The organism is Cellulomonas sp. NPDC058312 (assembly GCF_042880135.1).
Lineage (GTDB): Bacteria > Actinomycetota > Actinomycetes > Actinomycetales > Cellulomonadaceae > Cellulomonas.
This window is the reverse complement of sequence record NZ_JBHVZE010000006.1, coordinates 70,796-87,281: the sequence shown is the minus strand read 5'-3', so window position 1 is coordinate 87,281 and position 16,486 is coordinate 70,796. Positions and strand designations below refer to the sequence as shown.

Sequence of the window (16,486 nt, the reverse complement as noted above, 5' to 3'; positions counted from 1 at the left end):
GCGCGGGTGCCGGGTGCGGGCGGCGGTGGGTCAGGCGCCCTCGGGCTTGCGGGGGCGGCCCAGGAGCAGCGGGGCCAGGGCGTCGACGGGCAGGCCCTCGTGCAGGACCTGCACCACGGCGTGCGTGATCGGCATCTCGACACCGGCACGCTCGGCCAGGTCCAGGACCGACCGGGAGGACTTGACGCCCTCGGCGGTGCCGCCGGTCGCGGTGATCGCCTCGTCCAGGCCGAGCCCGCGCCCGACGTGCAGCCCGAGCCGGTGGTTCCGCGAGTCGGGCGACGCGCACGTGGCCATCAGGTCGCCCATGCCCGCGAGCCCGGGGAACGTCTCCGCGCGCGCGCCGAGCGCCTGCCCGAGCCGCGTGATCTCCACCAGTCCGCGGGTGATGACGGTCGCCATCGTGTTGTAGCCGAGCCCGCGCCCCTGCGAGATGCCGACGGCCAGGGCGATGACGTTCTTGACGGCACCGCAGAGCTCGACGCCGACGACGTCGTCGTTCGTGTACGGCCGGAAGTACCCGGTCGCGCACGCGGCGGCGACCCGCTCGGCGGTGCGCGGGTCGGTGGCGGCCACCACGGTGGCGGTCGGCTGCCGGGCGGCGATCTCCGCGGCGAGGTTCGGGCCCGACAGCACGGCGACCCGGTCCGCGGGGATCGCGAGGGACTCCGCGATGACCTCGCTCATCCGGCGGTCCGTGGCGAGCTCGACGCCCTTCATCAGCGACACCACGACCGCGTCGGGCGCGAGCGCGTCGGCCAGCGGCGCGAGCACCGCCCGGGCGGACTGCGAGGGGACGGCGACCGCCACCACGTCGGCGCCCGCGACGGCAGCCCGCGGGTCGGCGTCCGCCGTCACCCGCGCCGGCAGGTCCACGCCGGGGAGGTAGCGCTCGTTGCGGTGCTGCCCGGCGATGTCCGCGACCACCGCGGCGTCGCGGCCCCAGACGGTCACGTCGCAGCCCGCGTCGGCGAGCACCGCGGCGAACGTCGTGCCCCACGCACCGGCTCCGAGGACGGCCGCGCGCGTCACGGCCGGTCCGCCGCGGTGCCGTCCGCCGCGGTGCCGTCCGTCGCAGTGCCGTCCGTCCCCGCGCCGCCCGGGCGCCGCATGTCGAACGGCCGCGCGGGCGGCGTCCCCTCCCGGATGTCGGCCAGCAGCGCGGTGATCGCCGCCATCACGCGGGCGGTCGCCTCGCGCAGCGTCGCGGCGTCGTGCGGGCGGTCGTACAGGTCGCTGAGGTCGACGGGCGGGCCCGCGACGATCGTGACCCGCTTGGGCGGGAACGGCTTGAACACCTTGGCGTACCGGCCCAGCAGGTCCTGCGCGCCCCACTGCGCGACGGGGACCACCGGGACCCGGGAGCTGAGCGCGAGCCGGGCGACGCCGGTCTTGGCGACCATCGGCCACAGGTCGGGGTCGCGGGTGAGGGTGCCCTCGGGGAACACCGCCACGCACTCCCCCTCGCCGAGGGCGGCCTCGGCGGCGCGCAGCGAGTCGCCGGCCTGGGAGGTGTTCCGGTAGACGGGGATCTGCCCGGACGCGCGCAGCACCCACCCGACGACCGGGACGGTGAACAGCGACGACTTCGCGAGGATCTTCGGCGCGACGCCGTTGTCGTACAGGTAGTGCGCGAACGTGATCGGGTCGACGTTCGTCATGTGGTTGCTCGCCGCGATGAACCCCGTGCCCGTGGGCAGGTGCTCGGTGCCGCGCCAGTCGCGCCGCGTGATCCCGTAGAGCACGGGACGCAGGATGCGGGCGATGTTCCGGTAGGCGCGGTTGGCGCGGGGCGGGTGCACGGGAGCCGATGCTACCCGGGCGGGTCCGCGGGGCCGGTGTGCGTCCGGCGCCCGGATTTGGCACTATCGGACCTGGTCCGGTGGGGATGATCCCGCCGGGACCGACCGCGCATCGTTGGGACGAAGCGAGCCGCGCGAGCAGAACCGCGCGACGCCTGTGCTGCGTCGTGCGCCGGCTCCGGAGCACGCATGTCCCTGTCGACCCGTCCCCCCACCTCCCCGTCCGACCGCCGGTCCCTCCCGGCGCCGGGCACGTTCCACCTCCTCGCCGACGGCTCCCTGACCTGGACGCCGGACGTCTTCCGGCTGCACGGGTTCGAGCCGGGCGAGGTGGTGCCGTCGGCGGACCTGATGCTGGCGCACTGCCACCGCGACGACCGGCCCGCGCTGGCCGCGGTGCTCCGCGGGGCGCCCTCCGCCGCCGACACCGGCCGCTCGGTCCGGTACCGCCTGCTGGACGCGACGGGCGGCGAGCACGCGGTGCTCGCCGTGCTCACGGCACCCGCGCCGGCCGTCCCCGGCGACGGCCAGGCAGCCGGCACCACGGGCGTGCTGGGCGTGCTGGTCGACCTCGGCGCGGAGATCGGCGCCACCGCCGCGCGCCGCGCCGACGACATGCTGTCCGCGGCGATCGCGTCGCGGGAGGTCATCGACCAGGCGAAGGGCGCGGCCATGCTCGCCTACGGGCTGGACGGCGACGCGGCGTTCGACCTGCTGCGCTGGCACTCCGAGCACCTGAACGTCAAGGTCCGCACCCTCGCGGAGCGGCTGCTGGCCGCGCTGCCGGGGCGGCCCGACGGGTCCGACCCGCGCGAGCTGCTGGACGCGGCGCTCGCGAGCCTGGCCGGCGGGTCGGTCGACCCGGCGACCGCCGCGACCGGACCCGGCACCCCGGGCGTGGGCGCGGCCGCGGTCCCCCGCCCCGCCCGGCTCGTCGTGCACCACGTCCCGGAGGGCCGCACGGTGCACGTGCGCCTGGTAGGGACCGTGGACGGCGCCACCGCCCCGGACCTGGTCGCCGGCCTCGCCGAGGCGCTGCGCGCGGTGCCGGCCCGCGGTCGGCTGGTGCTCGATGCCTCGGCGCTGCACCGGATCGGCCCGGTCGCGGCGCTGCACCTGACGCGGCTGCGCCGCCGCGCCGAGCACGCGGGCGTGCAGGTCCAGGTGGTGACACCGGACGGGGCGACGCCGGGGAGGTGACCGCCGCACACGCCCCGCAGGGCCCGACGCCCCTGCCGGGATGCGGACCCGGGCCGGGAGCAGCAGCATGTGACCGGAACCGACCGAGGAGGACCTCCATGACGCAGGACCCCACCGACCGACCGACGGGCGTGCTGCCCGACGGCGACCCCGACGACACGGCCGAGCAGAGCACCCCCGGCTCCGAGGGCGACGGGCCCGAGTCCGGGTACGTGGCGCCCACCGACGAGGAGACGTCGCCGGGGACGACCCACCCGGACGGACGGTGAGCGTGGACGCGCGCACCCCCGGGGAGCAGGGCGCGCACCCCCGGCCGGACGCACCCGACGCGCCGCGCGCCGCGAGCGCCGACGAGGTCCCGGACCTGGCCGGTGCGCTGCGTGGCCCCGTGGACGCCTGGCGGGTCGAGGCCCTGGGCGAGCTGCACGGCATGCTCGCGACGACGGTCCAGCTCGACGCCCTGCTCGAGGTGATCGTGCGCCGCGCCGCCGAGCGGGCCGGGGACCGGGTCTCCGCCGCGATCACGGTGCGGCTCGGCGGCCGCTCGGCCGTCGCGGCGACGACCGACGAGGCCGCCTCGGCGTGCGACCACGCGGAGCAGGCGGCCGGCGACGGCCCGTGCCTGGAGGCCGCGCGCATCGAGCGGCTCATCACCGTGCCCGACGTGTCCGCGGACGAGCGCTGGCCGCAGTGGCGGGACACGACGCTGGCGAACGGCTTCGCGTCGGCCGCCGCCGTGCCCGCCTCCTCGCGCGCGGGCGCCGACCTCGACCTGGCGATCAACCTGTACCGCCCGACGCTCGGCGACTGGGACCCCGAGGCGCTGGCCGCGGTGGGCCGGTTCGCCGACGACGCCGCGGGCGCGGTCGCGGTCGCCGCACGGGTCGAGGAGCAGACCCAGGTGAACACCGACCTCAAGCAGGCGATGGCCTCGCGCGCGGTGATCGACCAGGCGCTCGGCGTCATCATGGCCCAGAACCGGTGCGGCCCCGAGGAGGCGTTCGGCATCCTGCGGCGGGCCTCCCAGCACCGCAACGCCAAGCTGCGGGACGTGGCGGCGCTGGTGGTCGCGCAGGTGTCCGGCGCCGAGGCGCACAGCGCGCACGAGTTCCGGGACCGGCCGACCGGCTGAGCCGCGCCCGCTCGTCCGGGTCCCGGCTCCCGCCCGCGCGCCGCGACCCCGCTCACCCGACCGTCGACGCCCGCACCACCACCCGGAACGGCACGTCGACGCGCTCGGGTGCCCGCGCCGGGTCCTCGACACGCCGCACGAGCAGCCGCACGGCCTCCCTGGCGAGCAGCCCGAGATCCGGCGCGACCGTGGTGAGCCCGGCGTACCGAGACTCCTCGATGTCGTCGAACCCCGCGACCGCGACGTCGCCGGGCACCGACAGCCCGGCGTCCCGCAGCGCGTGCACCGCGCCGAGGGCGAGCAGGTCGTTGAAGCACAGCACCGCGTCGGGCCGGTCCCCGCCGCCGAGCAGCGCGCGGACCGCCCGGACGCCGTCCTCGCGGCGGTAGGCCGGCACGCGCAGGTCGAGCCGCCAGTCGGGGCGCAGCCCGGCGTCCGCGAGCGCTGCCACGTGCCCGCGCCAGCGTTCGGCCCCGGTGCCGGGCGCGTCCTCCCGCCCGACGACGGCGATCCGCCGCCGTCCCGTGGCGAGCAGGTGCGCGGTCAGCTCCCGGGCGGCGCGCTCCGAGTCCATCGCGACGTGGTCCGCCCCGGCGCCGTACCGGTGCTCGCCGAGCATCACGAGCGGAGTCGCGCCGATCCGTTCGGCCACGACGCGCTCGGGGGTCACGAGCGGCGACAGGATCACCCCGTCCACCAGCCGCGACGCCAGGTCGACGAGCGCGACCCGCTCCCCCTCGAGCTCACCGCGGGTCTCCTCGATCACCAGCACCCGGCCGTGCTCCTTGGCAGCCCGGCCCGCCGCCGACGCCAGCGCGGCGAAGTACGGCGAGGTGAGCTCGGGGACCGCCAGCGCCAGGATGCCGGACCGGCCGTGCCGCAGGCTGCGCGCGCTGGCGTTGGGCCGGTAACCGAGCGCGTCGACCGCGGCGAGCACCCGCGCCCGCGTGGCGTCGGTGACGTGCGGGCGGTCGTTGACGACGTTGGACACCGTCTTGAACGAGACGCCGGCCCGGGCGGCCACGTCCCGCAGCGTCACACCCACGACGTCACCCGCACGGGGTCACCGCCACGGACGCGGCCGGCCCGTCGAGCACGGGCACGCCGTCGGCACCGAACCGCAGCGGGGTCAGCCACGTCTGCCGTCCGGGGTACCCGGTGCCCACCGCGTCGGGCCGCCAGGCGTGGTGCACGTACCAGGTCGCCCCGCAGGCGGTGGTGACGGCGGTGGTGACGGCGCTGCCGTGCCCGGGCCCCGCGGCGTCCGCGGTGCTGCGCATCACGGGCCGGTCCAGCGGCTTGGTCCAGGGCCCGGTGAGCGCGTCCGCGACGGCCCAGCCGACCCCGTAGTCCACGGAGCCGTAGTCGTTCGCGGAGTAGAGCAGGTGGTAGCGGCCGTCGTGCTCGTGCACGGTCGGCCCCTCGACCAGCGCGCCCTCCCAGTCCTGGTCGTGGGTCACCAGGTCGACGGGGCCGTCGCCGACCAGCGTCCGGCCGTCGGGGGCCAGCTGCCGCGCCCGGATCCACGACCGGACCCCGATGTGGTTGCCGTCGTTCTTCCACAGCAGCCAGGGCGTGCCGTCGACGTCGACGTACGGGGACGCGTCGATCGACCCGCCCTCCTCGTGCTCGCAGACCAGCGGGGCGTCGGCGTCGTCCACGAACGGCCCCGCCGGGTGGTCCGCGACGGCGACGCCGATGCACTGCTGCTGCGTCGCCCGCTCGGTGGCGGTGTAGTACGCGAGGTAGCGGCCGTCCAGGGCGACGACCTCGGGCGCCCAGTGCCGCCCGGGCGCCGTCCACGACGCGAGCACCGGCATCCCGTCGCCGACCGGCGCCCAGGTGACGAGGTCGTCGGACCGCAGCACCGGCATCGTGCCGAGCCGGCCCTGGGTGCCGTAGAGGTACCAGGACCCCTCGGTGCGCAGCACGAACGGGTCGGGCAGGTCCCCGTCGTGGACCGGGTTGGTGAAGCCGGTGACCGTCGCCTCGTCGCGGAGCACCGGGTCGGGCCCCGGACCGGCGCACCCCGCGAGCGCGATCGCGGCCAGGAGCGTGGCCCCGCGGGACCGGGTCGCGGCGCTCATCCCTTCAGCCCGCTCCGGGCGACGCCCTCGATGATGAACCGCTGGGTGAGCAGGAACAGGACGATCACCGGGACCGACGCCACCACGGCGCCGGCCATCACCGTCGGGTGGTCCGTGGCGTACGCGCCCTGGAGCAGCTTCAGCCCGGCGGGCAGCGTGAGCCGCTCCGGGCTGAACAGCACGTACACGGGCCAGATGTAGTCGTTCCAGTTCCCGAGGAACGCCAGCACGGCGAGCGTCGCGAGCGCGGGGCGGGTGTTGGGCAGCACCATCCGCGTGAACACGTGCCACTGGTTCGCCCCGTCGAGCGCCGCGGCCTCCTCCAGCTCCGCGGGCAGCCCCACGAAGAACTGCCGCAGGAAGAACACACCGAAGGCACCGGCCGCGCCGGGGACCACCAGCGCCCACAGGGAGTCGGTCCAGCCGAGCGCGTCGATGGTGAGGTAGTTCGGCATGAGGAACACGAACGCCGGCAGGAACAGGGTCGAGACGATGACGCCGAACACGAGCCCGCGCCCCCGGAACCGCATCCGCGCCAGCGCGAACGCCGCGGTCGAGGCGACCACGAGCACCAGCGCCGTGTGCAGCACCCCGGCGACCAGCGAGTTGAGGAACCAGCGCAGCACCGGGTACGGGCCGTCCAGGCCGAGCAGCCGGTCGTACGCGGACAGGTCCACGTCCTGCGGCCACAGGGTCGGCGGCGACGCGGTGGCCTCCCCGTAGGACTTGACCGAGGTGAGCAGCATCCAGACCAGCGGGCCGAGGAACGTGAGCACCACGACGAGCACCAGCGCCGCGACGACGGCGCCGCCGAGACCGCGGCGCCTCACGACCGCTCCCGCAGCGCGACGAAGCTGACGATCGACACGACGCCGAGCCCGACGGACAGGACGTAGCCCATCGCCGCGGCGGCGCCCATCCGGTACTGCCCCATGCCGGTGTCGAGGATGACCATGAGCGCGGTCCGGGTGGAGGTCCCGGGACCGCCGCCGGTCATCAGGTCGGACTGGCCGAACATGTTCGCCGAGGCCAGCACGGTCATCGTCAGGACGAACGCCAGCACCGGCCGCAGCCCCGGCAGCGTCACGTGCCGGAACCGCTGGCGCGCGGACGCGCCGTCCACCCGCGCCGCGTCGTAGAGCTCCGCGGGGACGTCCTGCAGGCCGGCGAGGTAGATGATCGTGTTGAACCCGATCGTCCACCAGAGCGTGACGCCGACCAGCGACACCCACGCCCACGGCTGGGCGGTCAGCCACGGCACCGGGTCGCCGGCGCCGAGCGCGTGCAGCACCCGGTCGAGCCGGGTCGTGGCGAGCAGGTGGTTGAGCACGCCGAGGTTGGGGTCGAGCACGAACCGGAACAGCACGGCGACCACCGCGACGCCGAGCACGTACGGCAGGAACACCACGGCCCGCAGGAACGTCCGCCCGGGGAACCGCCGGTTCAGCGCCATCGCCAGCAGCAGAGGCGCGGTGAGCAGCAGCGGCACCGACGCGACGACGAAGATCCCGGTCGCCGCCATGCCGTCCCAGAACCGCTGGTACAGCACGCTCGCGGGGTCGAGCAGGTCCGTGTAGTTGGCGAGCCCGACGAACGGGCGGGTCGGCATCAGGTGGTCCCAGTCGTGCAGGGACATCCAGAGCCCGCGCAGCGCGGGGAAGGCCACGAACGTCCCGAAGACCGTGAGGAACGGGGCCAGGAACAGGTACGGCGTCCACACCGCACCGCGCCGCAGGGGGCGTCGGCGGGCGGGCGCCCCGGACGGGGCCGCGGTCATCGGGCGTAGCGGTCGCGGTTGTCGGCCAGGACCTCGTCGGCGCGCCGCGCGGCGTCCGCGAGCGCCTCCGCCGGGGCCTTCGTGAGCAGCACCGCCTCGTTCAGCGCGGTGTAGAGCTCGCCCACCGCGTCGCCGATCCCCGGGACCGACGGGATGAACCGGAGGTCGTCGACCTGCTCCGCGACGGCGGCCTGCGGCGCGAGGGCGGCGAACTCCGCGGACTCGCGGGCGGACCGCCGCGCGGGCACCTGGCCGCCGACCGCCCACGCGGCCGACTGCTCGGACACCCAGCTGATGAACGTGCGCGCCGCCTCGAGCTGGGCGTCCGTCGTGCCGCGCTGCCGGGTGAGCACGAAGTTGTGCGACCCGGCCCAGGCGGCGTCGACGCTGCCGATCCGCGGCAGCCGGCTCACGTCCCACGTCAGCGACGGGATGGAGTCGAGGGTGTTGATGGACCAGATGCCGTTCCAGTTGTACGCGGCCTGGCCGTTCTGGAGCGCGATGATGTCGGCGTCCTGCCCGACGTCGCGGGCGCTCCACCCGCGGTGGACGGCGGCGACCATCCAGGACAGCGCCTCGACGCCCTCGTCCCGGTGCCACGCGACGGTGGCGCCCTCGCCGTCGAACAGGTCGCCGCCGAACTGCCAGATCAGCGACTGGAGGGTCTGACCGCCGGTGAAGGTGTGCGGGCTCATCCAGTGGCCGGCGACCCCGCGCGCGAGCAGCGTGTCGAGCGCCCCCTCGTAGGACGCCCGGTCCAGCGGGTGTGCTGCGGGGTCGAGCCCCGCGTCGGCGACCACGCCGGTGTTGACGAACAGCGCGAGCGGGTGGACGTCGAGCGGGATGCCGTACCGCGCGCCGGCGTAGATGCCCGCGTCCCACACCGTCGGGATGAAGTCGTCGGCGGTCAGCGCGAGGTCGGCGGCGACGTCGTCGACCGGCTCCAGGAGGCCCCGTGCCGCGGAGGTCGGCAGCGAGTCGAGGTGCTGGATCGCCACGTGCGGCCCTTGGCCCGAGGTCAGGGCCGCGGGCAGCTTGGCGTGGTAGTCGGCCCACTCCATCGTCGTCATCGTCACGGCGATGCCCTCGTGCTCGGCGTTGAACCGGTCCACGAGGTCCTGCATCACGGGGCCGTCACCGCCGGTGAAGCCGGTCCAGAACGCGAGCGGGGTCTTCCCGCCGGCGCTCGCGGCGCCGGCCGAGGTCGGGCCGCCGCCGGCGCAGGCGGCCACGGCGGCGCCGAGGCCGAGCGCGCCGACGCCGGCGAGGAAGCCCCGCCGGCTCACCGGTGGGAGCTGCGGGCGTGCGGGGGTGGACGAGGTCTGGCTCACGGGGTGGCTCCTTCGCCATCGGTGCCAGGTGGGCGGCGGCTGTTCGCCTCCCCGGCGGTGCTGCGGGTCGCGTGCAGACCTATGAGTATCGGGGAGTTCCCCCGTTGTAAACCCCCAGATCAGTAGCGCGCGACCCCGCGGCACCCCCGCACCGGCCCCCGCACCGGCCCCGCACCACCCGCGCGTCAGCGCAGCGCGGGCCCGCCCGCGAGCGCGCTCTCGGCCTCCACCAGCACCTCGGCGGCGTCGTGGTGCGCCCGCGGCGTGCGGACGAGCAGCGCCGCCGCGACCGCCGCGAGCAGGGCGACCGCCGCCGCGACGACGAACGCGGTGTGCAGCCCGCCGAGGAACGCGTCCTGGGCCAGCGCCGTGGTGGCGGGGTCCAGCCCGTCGGGGACCAGACCCTGCCGGACGCCCTCGTCACCGGCGAACGTGACGCCGCCCAGCCGCGCGGACGTCCCCGCGGTCACGACGGCCGCGAGCACCGCGGTGCCGAGCGCGCCGCCGAGCTGGAGCGAGGTCGCCTGCAGCCCGCCCGCGACGCCCGCCAGCCGCACCGGGGCGCTGCCGACCACCGCGTCGGCACCGGCGGTCATCACCATGCCGACCCCGAGGGCCAGCACCACGAACGGCACCGCCATGCCGAGGTACGGCGAGTCCACGTCGACGCCGGTCAGCGCCAGCAGCGCGACCGCGATCAGCCCGAGGCCCGCGGCCATCGGCACCCGGATGCCGAACCGACCGACCAGCGCCGCGCCGATCGGGGACGCGACGACCGAGACCCCGCTGAGCGGGAGGAGCATCACGCCGGCGGTGAGCCCGTCGACCCCGCGCAGGTTGAGCAGGAGCAGCGACAGGAAGAACGTCACGCCGAACAGCGCGAAGAAGTTCGCGGCGACCGCGACGGCTCCGACGGTCAGGGTCGGGTCGCGGAACAGCGTCAGCGGCAGCAGCGGCTCGGCGACCCGGGTCTCGACCACGCCGAACACCCCGAGCAGCAGCAGGCCCGCGGCCAGCACGCCGAGCGTCAGCGGGCTGGTCCAGCCCCAGGACTCCGACTGCACGACGGCCAGGACGACCGCGCACAGCCCGAGCGCCAGCAGCACGACGCCCGGCACGTCGATGCGGGCCCGGCCGGGCGCGGTGCTCTCCGCGAGGACCCGGCCGCCCAGCAGCAGCCCGACCAGGGCGATGGGGGCGTTGACGAAGAACACCCACTCCCAGCCGAGCGTGTCGACGAGCAGCCCGCCGACGATCGGCCCCGCGGCGATCGCGACCGACGACACCCCGCCCCAGACGCCGACGGCGGCGCCGAACTTCTCCTTCGGGAACGTGGCCCGCAGCAGCGCGAGGGTCTGCGGCATCAGCAGGGCGGCACTCAGGCCCTGGAGCGCGCGGAACGCGATCACCCCGCCGGTGCTGCCGACCAGGCCGATCGCCACGGACGTGACGGCGAACGCGGCGACCCCGGTCAGGTACATCCGGCGCCGACCGAACCGGTCGCCGAGCGTGCCGCCGAGGATGAGGAACACGGCGAGGCCGAGCAGGTAGGCGTTGGTGATCCACTGCAGCTCGGCGAACGAGGTCCCGAGGGACGCGGAGATGGCGGGGTTGGCCACCGAGACGACGGTGCCGTCGAGACCGACCATGAACAGGCCGAAGCAGACGGCGGCGAGCGTGGGCCCGGGGGCGCCGCGGGCGGGACGGGTGGACGAGGGCATGCGGGTGCTCCAGGACGATCGGATAAGTTATGGAACTATAACTATCAACTCATAACGATCGCTACGATGGACCGTGTGACCTCGCTCATGGAACCGACCCCGACGGACGCCGACCTCGCCGAGCTCGCCGACCTGGTGCTCACCGTCGCCCGCGACCTCCAGGGCCGGCGCACCACCGACGTCGCCCCGCTCACCCCCACCGAGACGACGGTCATCCGGCACCTGCACCGACACCCCGGCGCGTCCCCCAGCAGCGTCGCCGAGGGCACCGGCCTGCACCGCAGCAACCTCAGCACCACCCTGCGCCAGCTGGAGGCCAAGGGCCTGGTCGAGCGCACCCACGACGAGCACGACCGCCGGACCGTGGTGCTGCGCCCGACCGCGCGCGCCGTCCAGGACATCGCCCGGCTCCGGGCGCACTGGGCGCACCGCCTGCACGCCGCCCTCGACGGCGACACCACGGGCCTGGGGACGGCGAAGGCCCTGCTCGAGCGCGTCGAGCAGGGCCTGGCACCGCGGGGCTGAGGGAGGTCAGTCGCGGTCGAACTTCGCGCCCAGCGCCTCCAGCTTCGCGGTGAAGTTCTCGTACCCGCGGTCGATCAGGCTGATCCCGCGCACCGCCGAGGTGCCCTGCGCCGCCAGCGCCGCGATGAGGTGGCTGAACCCGCCCCGCAGGTCCGGGACCTCGATGTCGGCCGCGGTCAGCGGGGTCGGACCCGAGACGACCGCCGAGTGGTAGAAGTTCCGCTGGCCGAACCGGCAGGGCCGCCCGCCCAGGCACTCCTTGTAGACCTGGATCGTCGCGCCCATGCCGCGCAGCGCGTCCGTGAAGCCGAACCGGTTCTCGTACACCGTCTCGTGCACGATCGACAGCCCCTTGGCCTGGGTCAGCGCCACGACCAGCGGCTGCTGCCAGTCGGTCATGAACCCGGGGTGCACGTCGGTCTCCAGCACGATCGACGACAGGTCGCCGCCCGGGTGGAAGAACCGGACGCCCGCGTCGTCGATCGTGAACTCGCCGCCGACCTTGCGGAACGTGTTGAGGAACGTCGTCATCTCCGGCTGCGAGGCGCCGCGCACGTAGATGTCGCCGCCGGTCGCCAGCGCGGCCGACGCCCACGACGCCGCCTCGATCCGGTCGGCCAGCGCGGTGTGCTGGAAGCCCACCAGGCGGTCGACGCCCTCGATGCGGATGACCCGGTCGGTGTCGACCGAGATGATCGCGCCCATCTTCTGCAGGACGTGGATCAGGTCCATGATCTCGGGCTCGATGGCCGCGTTGGTCAGCTCCGTGATGCCCTCGGCGCGCACGGCGGTGAGCAGCAGCTGCTCGGTGGCCCCGACGCTCGGGTACGGCAGCGTGATCTTGGTGCCCTGGAGCCGGCGCGGCGCGCGGATGTGGATGCCGTTCTCGCGCTTGTCCACCACGGCGCCGAACTGCCGGAGGATGTCGAGGTGGTAGTTGATCGGCCGGTCACCGATCCGGCAGCCGCCCAGGTCGGGGATGAACGCCTCGCCGAGCCGGTGCAGCAGCGGGCCGCAGAACAGGATCGGGATGCGGCTGGACCCGGCGTGGGCGTCGATGTCGGCGACGTGCGCGGACTCCACGTCCGTCGGGTCGAGCCGCAGCGTGCCGGCGACGGCGTCCGCGTCCACGCGCACGCCGTGCAGCTCCAGCAGGCCGGTCACGACGCCGACGTCGCGGATCTGCGGGACGTTGCGCAGCTCGCTCGGGGTCTCGCCCAGCAGCGCGGCGACCATCGCCTTCGAGACGAAGTTCTTGGCGCCACGGACGGTGATCTCCCCGGAGAGCGGGGTGCCGCCGTGGACGTTGAGCAGATCGGTCATCCGCCTATGGTCGCTCACCGGCGGGGGTGCCCGTGCACCGCGTGCCCCGCGCCGCACAGGTGGTGCCAAACCTCCACAAACCTCGCAGGCCGACCCGACGGGACGAGCCCGGCCCCGCGGTGCGCGGGACCGGGCTCGTCGGGCGGTGCGGGCGTCAGGCGCCGGGGCGGCGACCCAGCGTCAGCTCGACGGGGCGCGCGGCCTTGATGTCGACCGGCGGCAGGTGCTTGGCGGGCAGGGTCTTCGGGCGCCACGCGTCGCGGGTGGCCTCGAACGCCGTGATCTCCGCCTCGTGCTGCAGGGTCAGACCGATGTCGTCGAGCCCCTCCATCAGGCGCCAGCGGGTGTAGTCGTCGACCTGGAACGGCACCACGACGTCGTCGCAGGTGACCGTGCGGCTGACGAGGTCGACCGTCACCTCGGTGCCCGGCGTGGTCTCAAGCACCTTCCAGATCAGCTCGATGTCCTCCTGGGCGAGCTGCGCGGCGACCAGGCCCTGCTTGCCGGAGTTGCCGCGGAAGATGTCCGCGAACCGGGACGCGAGGACGGCCTTGAAGCCGTAGTCCTTGAGCGCCCACACGGCGTGCTCGCGGGACGAGCCGGTGCCGAAGTCCGGGCCCGCGACGAGCACGGAGCCCGCCTTGTAGGCCTCCTGGTTCAGCAGGAAGTCGGGGTCGCCGCGCCAGGCGGCGAACAGCGCGTCCTCGAACCCGGTGCGGGTGACCCGCTTGAGGTAGACGGCCGGGATGATCTGGTCGGTGTCGACGTTGCTGCGGCGCAGCGGGACGCCGACGCCGGTGTGCTGGGTGAACTTCTCCATGACGGTGCTCGTTCCTGGGTCGAAGGGGGCGTCGGGGGCGTCGGCGGCTCAGGCCGGCTGGAGGTCCAGCGGGGAGCCGTCGGGCACGGCGACGTCCGGGCCCAGGTCGGACACCGAGGACAGCGTGCCGCGGATGGCCGTGGCGGCCGCGACGAGCGGGGACACGAGGTGCGTGCGGCCGCCCTTGCCCTGCCGGCCCTCGAAGTTGCGGTTCGACGTGGACGCCGACCGCTCCCCCGGGGCGAGCTGGTCGGGGTTCATGCCCAGGCACATCGAGCACCCGGCGTTGCGCCACTCGGCGCCGAAGTCCAGGAAGATCCGGTCCAGGCCCTCGGCCTCGGCCTGGAGCCGCACGCGCGCCGACGACGGCACCACCAGGACGCGCAGCGAGTCGGCCTTGCGGCGGCCCTGCACCAGCTTCGCGGCGGCGCGCAGGTCCTCGATGCGGCCGTTGGTGCACGAGCCGATGAACACCGTGTCGACCGCGATCTCGCGCAGTGGCTGGCCCGGGGTGAGGCCCATGTACTCGATGGCACGCTCGGCGGCGACGCGCTCGTTGGCGTCCGCGATCTCCTCGGGCACCGGGACGCTGCCCGACAGCGGCAGGCCCTGCCCGGGGTTGGTGCCCCAGGTGACGAACGGCTCCAGGTCGGCGGCGTGCAGCACGACCTCGGCGTCGAACGTGGCGTCGTCGTCGGTGCGCAGCGTGGACCAGTACGCGACCGCGGCGTCCCAGTCGGCGCCCTCGGGGGCGTGCGGGCGGCCCTTGAGGTAGTCGAAGGTGGTCTGGTCGGGGGCGATCATGCCCGCGCGGGCGCCGGCCTCGATCGACATGTTGCAGATCGTCATCCGGCCCTCCATCGACAGGGACCGGATCGCCTCGCCGCGGTACTCCAGGACGTAGCCCTGCCCGCCGCCGGTGCCGATCTTCGCGATGACCGCCAGGATGATGTCCTTCGCGGTCGCGCCGAGCGGGAGCTGCCCGTCGACGGTGATCGCCATCGTCTTGAACGGCGCGAGCGGCAGCGTCTGGGTGGCGAGCACGTGCTCGACCTCGGAGGTGCCGATGCCGAACGCCAGCGCGCCGAACGCCCCGTGCGTGGACGTGTGGGAGTCGCCGCAGACGACGGTCAGGCCCGGCATCGTCAGGCCGAGCTGCGGCCCGACCTGGTGCACGATCCCCTGGTCGGCGTCGCCGAGCGAGTGCAGCCGGACGCCGAACTCCGCGGCGTTGTTGCGCAGCGTCTGGATCTGCGTGCGCGACGTCTCGTCGGCGATCGGCAGGTCGATGTCCAGCGTCGGGGTGTTGTGGTCCTCGGTCGCCAGGGTGAGGTCCGGCCGGCGCACCGGGCGGCCGGCGAGGCGCAGGCCCTCGAACGCCTGCGGGCTGGTGACCTCGTGCACGAGGTGCAGGTCGATGTAGAGCAGGTCGGGCGCGCCGTCCGTGCCGCGCCGCACGATGTGGTTCTCCCACACCTTCTCCGCCAGTGTCCCGGCCATGTCGGGTGTCCTCTCCGCTGGTCCGACGGTGGGGGCCGTCGGTGCCTCTCTGGGTGTCGCACTTGCGTCTCAGCCTTCGAGACGCCAATATCGACCTATGGACAACTCTAGCGGAGTCGGCGTGCTGGACAAGGCCGCCTCGGTCCTCAACGCCCTGGAGGCCGGACCCGCCACCCTCGCGCAGCTGGTCAACGCCACCCATCTTGCCCGCCCGACGGCCCACCGGCTGGCCGTCGCGCTCGAGCACCACCGCCTGGTGGGGCGCGACATGCAGGGCAGGTTCGTCCTGGGGCCGCGACTGACCGAGCTGGCGAGCGCGGCCGGCGAGGACCGGCTGCTCGCTGCAGCGGGCCCCGTGCTCGCCGCGCTGCGGGACCACACCGGCGAGAGCGCCCAGCTCTACCGCCGCCAGGGCGACCAGCGCATCTGCGTCGCCGCCGCCGAGCGGCCCATCGGCCTGCGCGACTCGATCCCCGTCGGCGCGACGCTGACGATGACCGCCGGGTCCGCCGCGCAGATCCTGCTCGCGTGGGAGGAGCCCGACCGGCTGCACCGCGGGCTGCAGGGCGCCAAGTTCACCGCGACGATCCTGTCCGGCGTGCGCCGCCGCGGCTGGGCGCAGTCGGTGTCCGAGCGCGAGGTCGGCGTCGCGAGCGTCAGCGCCCCCGTCCGCGGCCAGTCCGGCCGGGTCGTGGCGGCCGTGTCCATCTCCGGCCCGGTCGAGCGCCTGAGCCGCCAGCCCGGCCGCCTGCACGCCGCCGCGGTCGCCTCCGCCGCCAACCGCCTGACGGAAGTCCTCCGCCGCACCGCTGAGTGATCGGCCGGTCGAGGTCGAGGGTTTCACGCGAGGTCGAGGGTTTCACCCCCGGCTTTGGCGCGAAACCCTCGACCTCGACCGTCACGGTCACGCAGAAAAGGGTCGGTCACCTTGCGGTGACCGACCCTTTTCGCTGTACCCCCAAGGGGATTCGAACCCCTGTTACCGCCGTGAGAGGGCGGCGTCCTAGGCCTCTAGACGATGGGGGCCTGGACGGTCTCACCACCGGAGCGGTGTGACCGGGAACTACTGTACTGCATCCTGCCCGGCTCTTTCAAATCGCTCTTCCGAGCCATTCTGCGAAGCCTTGCTGGGGTACCAGGACTCGAACCTAGACTAACTGAACCAGAATCAGTCGTGCTGCCAATTACACCATACCCCAATGGTATTCAGCGCCATCTCGACCACCCCGCGCACCAGCAGCGCGACGCACGGAGCGCCGATCTGCGAG

At 74.5% G+C, this 16,486-nt stretch carries 16 protein-coding genes and 2 tRNA genes; 5 read left to right on the top strand and 13 right to left on the bottom strand.

Annotation, left to right across the window (positions count from 1 at the left end):
* Nucleotides 1–30: 30 nt before the first annotated feature.
* On the bottom strand, nucleotides 31–1,032 hold the full coding sequence (locus ACFVXN_RS16850; protein ID WP_389235091.1) for an NAD(P)H-dependent glycerol-3-phosphate dehydrogenase: 1,002 nt from the start codon (nucleotides 1,030–1,032) through the stop codon (nucleotides 31–33).
* On the bottom strand, nucleotides 1,029–1,802 hold the full coding sequence (locus tag ACFVXN_RS16845; protein ID WP_389235088.1) for a lysophospholipid acyltransferase family protein: 774 nt from the start codon (nucleotides 1,800–1,802) through the stop codon (nucleotides 1,029–1,031). The genes ACFVXN_RS16850 and ACFVXN_RS16845 overlap by 4 nt, the downstream gene beginning before the upstream one ends.
* Nucleotides 1,803–1,991: 189 nt before the next feature.
* On the opposite strand from ACFVXN_RS16845, the gene ACFVXN_RS16840 reads away from it, so the two are divergent.
* From ACFVXN_RS16840 to ACFVXN_RS16830, 3 genes are all read left to right on the top strand, one after another.
* Nucleotides 1,992–3,002 carry an ANTAR domain-containing protein gene (locus ACFVXN_RS16840; protein ID WP_389235085.1) on the top strand — a complete coding sequence of 337 codons (1,011 nt, stop codon included), beginning with the start codon at nucleotides 1,992–1,994 and terminating at the stop codon, nucleotides 3,000–3,002.
* A 98-nt stretch (nucleotides 3,003–3,100) separates the two neighbouring features.
* On the top strand, nucleotides 3,101–3,271 hold the full coding sequence (locus ACFVXN_RS16835) for a hypothetical protein (protein ID WP_389235082.1): 171 nt from the start codon (nucleotides 3,101–3,103) through the stop codon (nucleotides 3,269–3,271).
* 2 nt (nucleotides 3,272–3,273) lie between these two features.
* Nucleotides 3,274–4,134 (top strand): ANTAR domain-containing protein, encoded by an 861-nt coding sequence (locus ACFVXN_RS16830; protein ID WP_389235080.1) that lies wholly within the window; start codon nucleotides 3,274–3,276, stop codon nucleotides 4,132–4,134.
* A 52-nt stretch (nucleotides 4,135–4,186) separates the two neighbouring features.
* Here ACFVXN_RS16830 and ACFVXN_RS16825 read toward each other — a convergent pair whose 3' ends face one another.
* From ACFVXN_RS16825 to ACFVXN_RS16800, 6 genes are all read right to left on the bottom strand, one after another.
* Nucleotides 4,187–5,158, bottom strand: a complete 972-nt coding sequence (locus ACFVXN_RS16825; protein WP_389235077.1) for a LacI family DNA-binding transcriptional regulator — start codon at nucleotides 5,156–5,158, stop codon at nucleotides 4,187–4,189.
* A gap of 25 nt (nucleotides 5,159–5,183) precedes the next feature.
* Nucleotides 5,184–6,221: a glycoside hydrolase family 43 protein gene (locus ACFVXN_RS16820; protein ID WP_389235074.1), complete on the bottom strand. Its 1,038-nt coding sequence runs from the start codon at nucleotides 6,219–6,221 to the stop codon at nucleotides 5,184–5,186.
* Nucleotides 6,218–7,051, bottom strand: a complete 834-nt coding sequence (locus ACFVXN_RS16815) for a carbohydrate ABC transporter permease (RefSeq protein ID WP_389235071.1) — start codon at nucleotides 7,049–7,051, stop codon at nucleotides 6,218–6,220. The genes ACFVXN_RS16820 and ACFVXN_RS16815 overlap by 4 nt, the downstream gene beginning before the upstream one ends.
* Nucleotides 7,048–7,998, bottom strand: a complete 951-nt coding sequence (locus tag ACFVXN_RS16810; protein ID WP_389235068.1) for a carbohydrate ABC transporter permease — start codon at nucleotides 7,996–7,998, stop codon at nucleotides 7,048–7,050. Before ACFVXN_RS16810 ends, ACFVXN_RS16815 begins: the two co-directional genes overlap by 4 nt.
* The gene (locus ACFVXN_RS16805) at nucleotides 7,995–9,329 is read right to left on the bottom strand and encodes an extracellular solute-binding protein (protein WP_389235065.1); all 1,335 of its coding nucleotides are present in this window, start codon (nucleotides 9,327–9,329) and stop codon (nucleotides 7,995–7,997) included. The genes ACFVXN_RS16810 and ACFVXN_RS16805 overlap by 4 nt, the downstream gene beginning before the upstream one ends.
* Before the next feature lie 185 nt (nucleotides 9,330–9,514).
* Entirely contained in the window at nucleotides 9,515–11,050 is a 1,536-nt protein-coding gene (locus tag ACFVXN_RS16800) for an MFS transporter (protein WP_389235062.1), read from the bottom strand.
* Between the two features lie 66 nt (nucleotides 11,051–11,116).
* Between ACFVXN_RS16800 and ACFVXN_RS16795 the strand changes: the two genes are divergently transcribed.
* Nucleotides 11,117–11,575, top strand: a complete 459-nt coding sequence (locus ACFVXN_RS16795; RefSeq protein ID WP_389235059.1) for a MarR family winged helix-turn-helix transcriptional regulator — start codon at nucleotides 11,117–11,119, stop codon at nucleotides 11,573–11,575.
* 6 nt (nucleotides 11,576–11,581) lie between these two features.
* Here ACFVXN_RS16795 and murA read toward each other — a convergent pair whose 3' ends face one another.
* The 3 genes from murA to leuC all read right to left on the bottom strand — a co-directional run bounded on the left by murA (nucleotide 11,582) and on the right by leuC (nucleotide 15,218).
* Nucleotides 11,582–12,898, bottom strand: a complete 1,317-nt coding sequence (gene murA, locus ACFVXN_RS16790) for a UDP-N-acetylglucosamine 1-carboxyvinyltransferase (protein ID WP_389235056.1) — start codon at nucleotides 12,896–12,898, stop codon at nucleotides 11,582–11,584.
* Nucleotides 12,899–13,052: 154 nt separating this feature from the next.
* Nucleotides 13,053–13,718, bottom strand: a complete 666-nt coding sequence (gene leuD, locus ACFVXN_RS16785; RefSeq protein WP_389235053.1) for a 3-isopropylmalate dehydratase small subunit — start codon at nucleotides 13,716–13,718, stop codon at nucleotides 13,053–13,055.
* A gap of 48 nt (nucleotides 13,719–13,766) precedes the next feature.
* Nucleotides 13,767–15,218, bottom strand: a complete 1,452-nt coding sequence (gene leuC, locus ACFVXN_RS16780) for a 3-isopropylmalate dehydratase large subunit (protein ID WP_389235050.1) — start codon at nucleotides 15,216–15,218, stop codon at nucleotides 13,767–13,769.
* Between the two features lie 97 nt (nucleotides 15,219–15,315).
* Between leuC and ACFVXN_RS16775 the strand changes: the two genes are divergently transcribed.
* A complete protein-coding gene (locus ACFVXN_RS16775; protein WP_389235047.1) occupies nucleotides 15,316–16,035 on the top strand; it encodes an IclR family transcriptional regulator in 720 nt (239 codons plus the stop codon).
* 136 nt (nucleotides 16,036–16,171) lie between these two features.
* Here ACFVXN_RS16775 and ACFVXN_RS16770 read toward each other — a convergent pair.
* Both ACFVXN_RS16770 and ACFVXN_RS16765 read right to left on the bottom strand, forming a co-directional pair.
* Nucleotides 16,172–16,244, bottom strand: a tRNA-Glu gene (locus tag ACFVXN_RS16770).
* 101 nt (nucleotides 16,245–16,345) lie between these two features.
* Nucleotides 16,346–16,417: transfer RNA gene (locus ACFVXN_RS16765), tRNA-Gln, on the bottom strand.
* Between the last annotated feature and the right edge of the window lie 69 nt (nucleotides 16,418–16,486).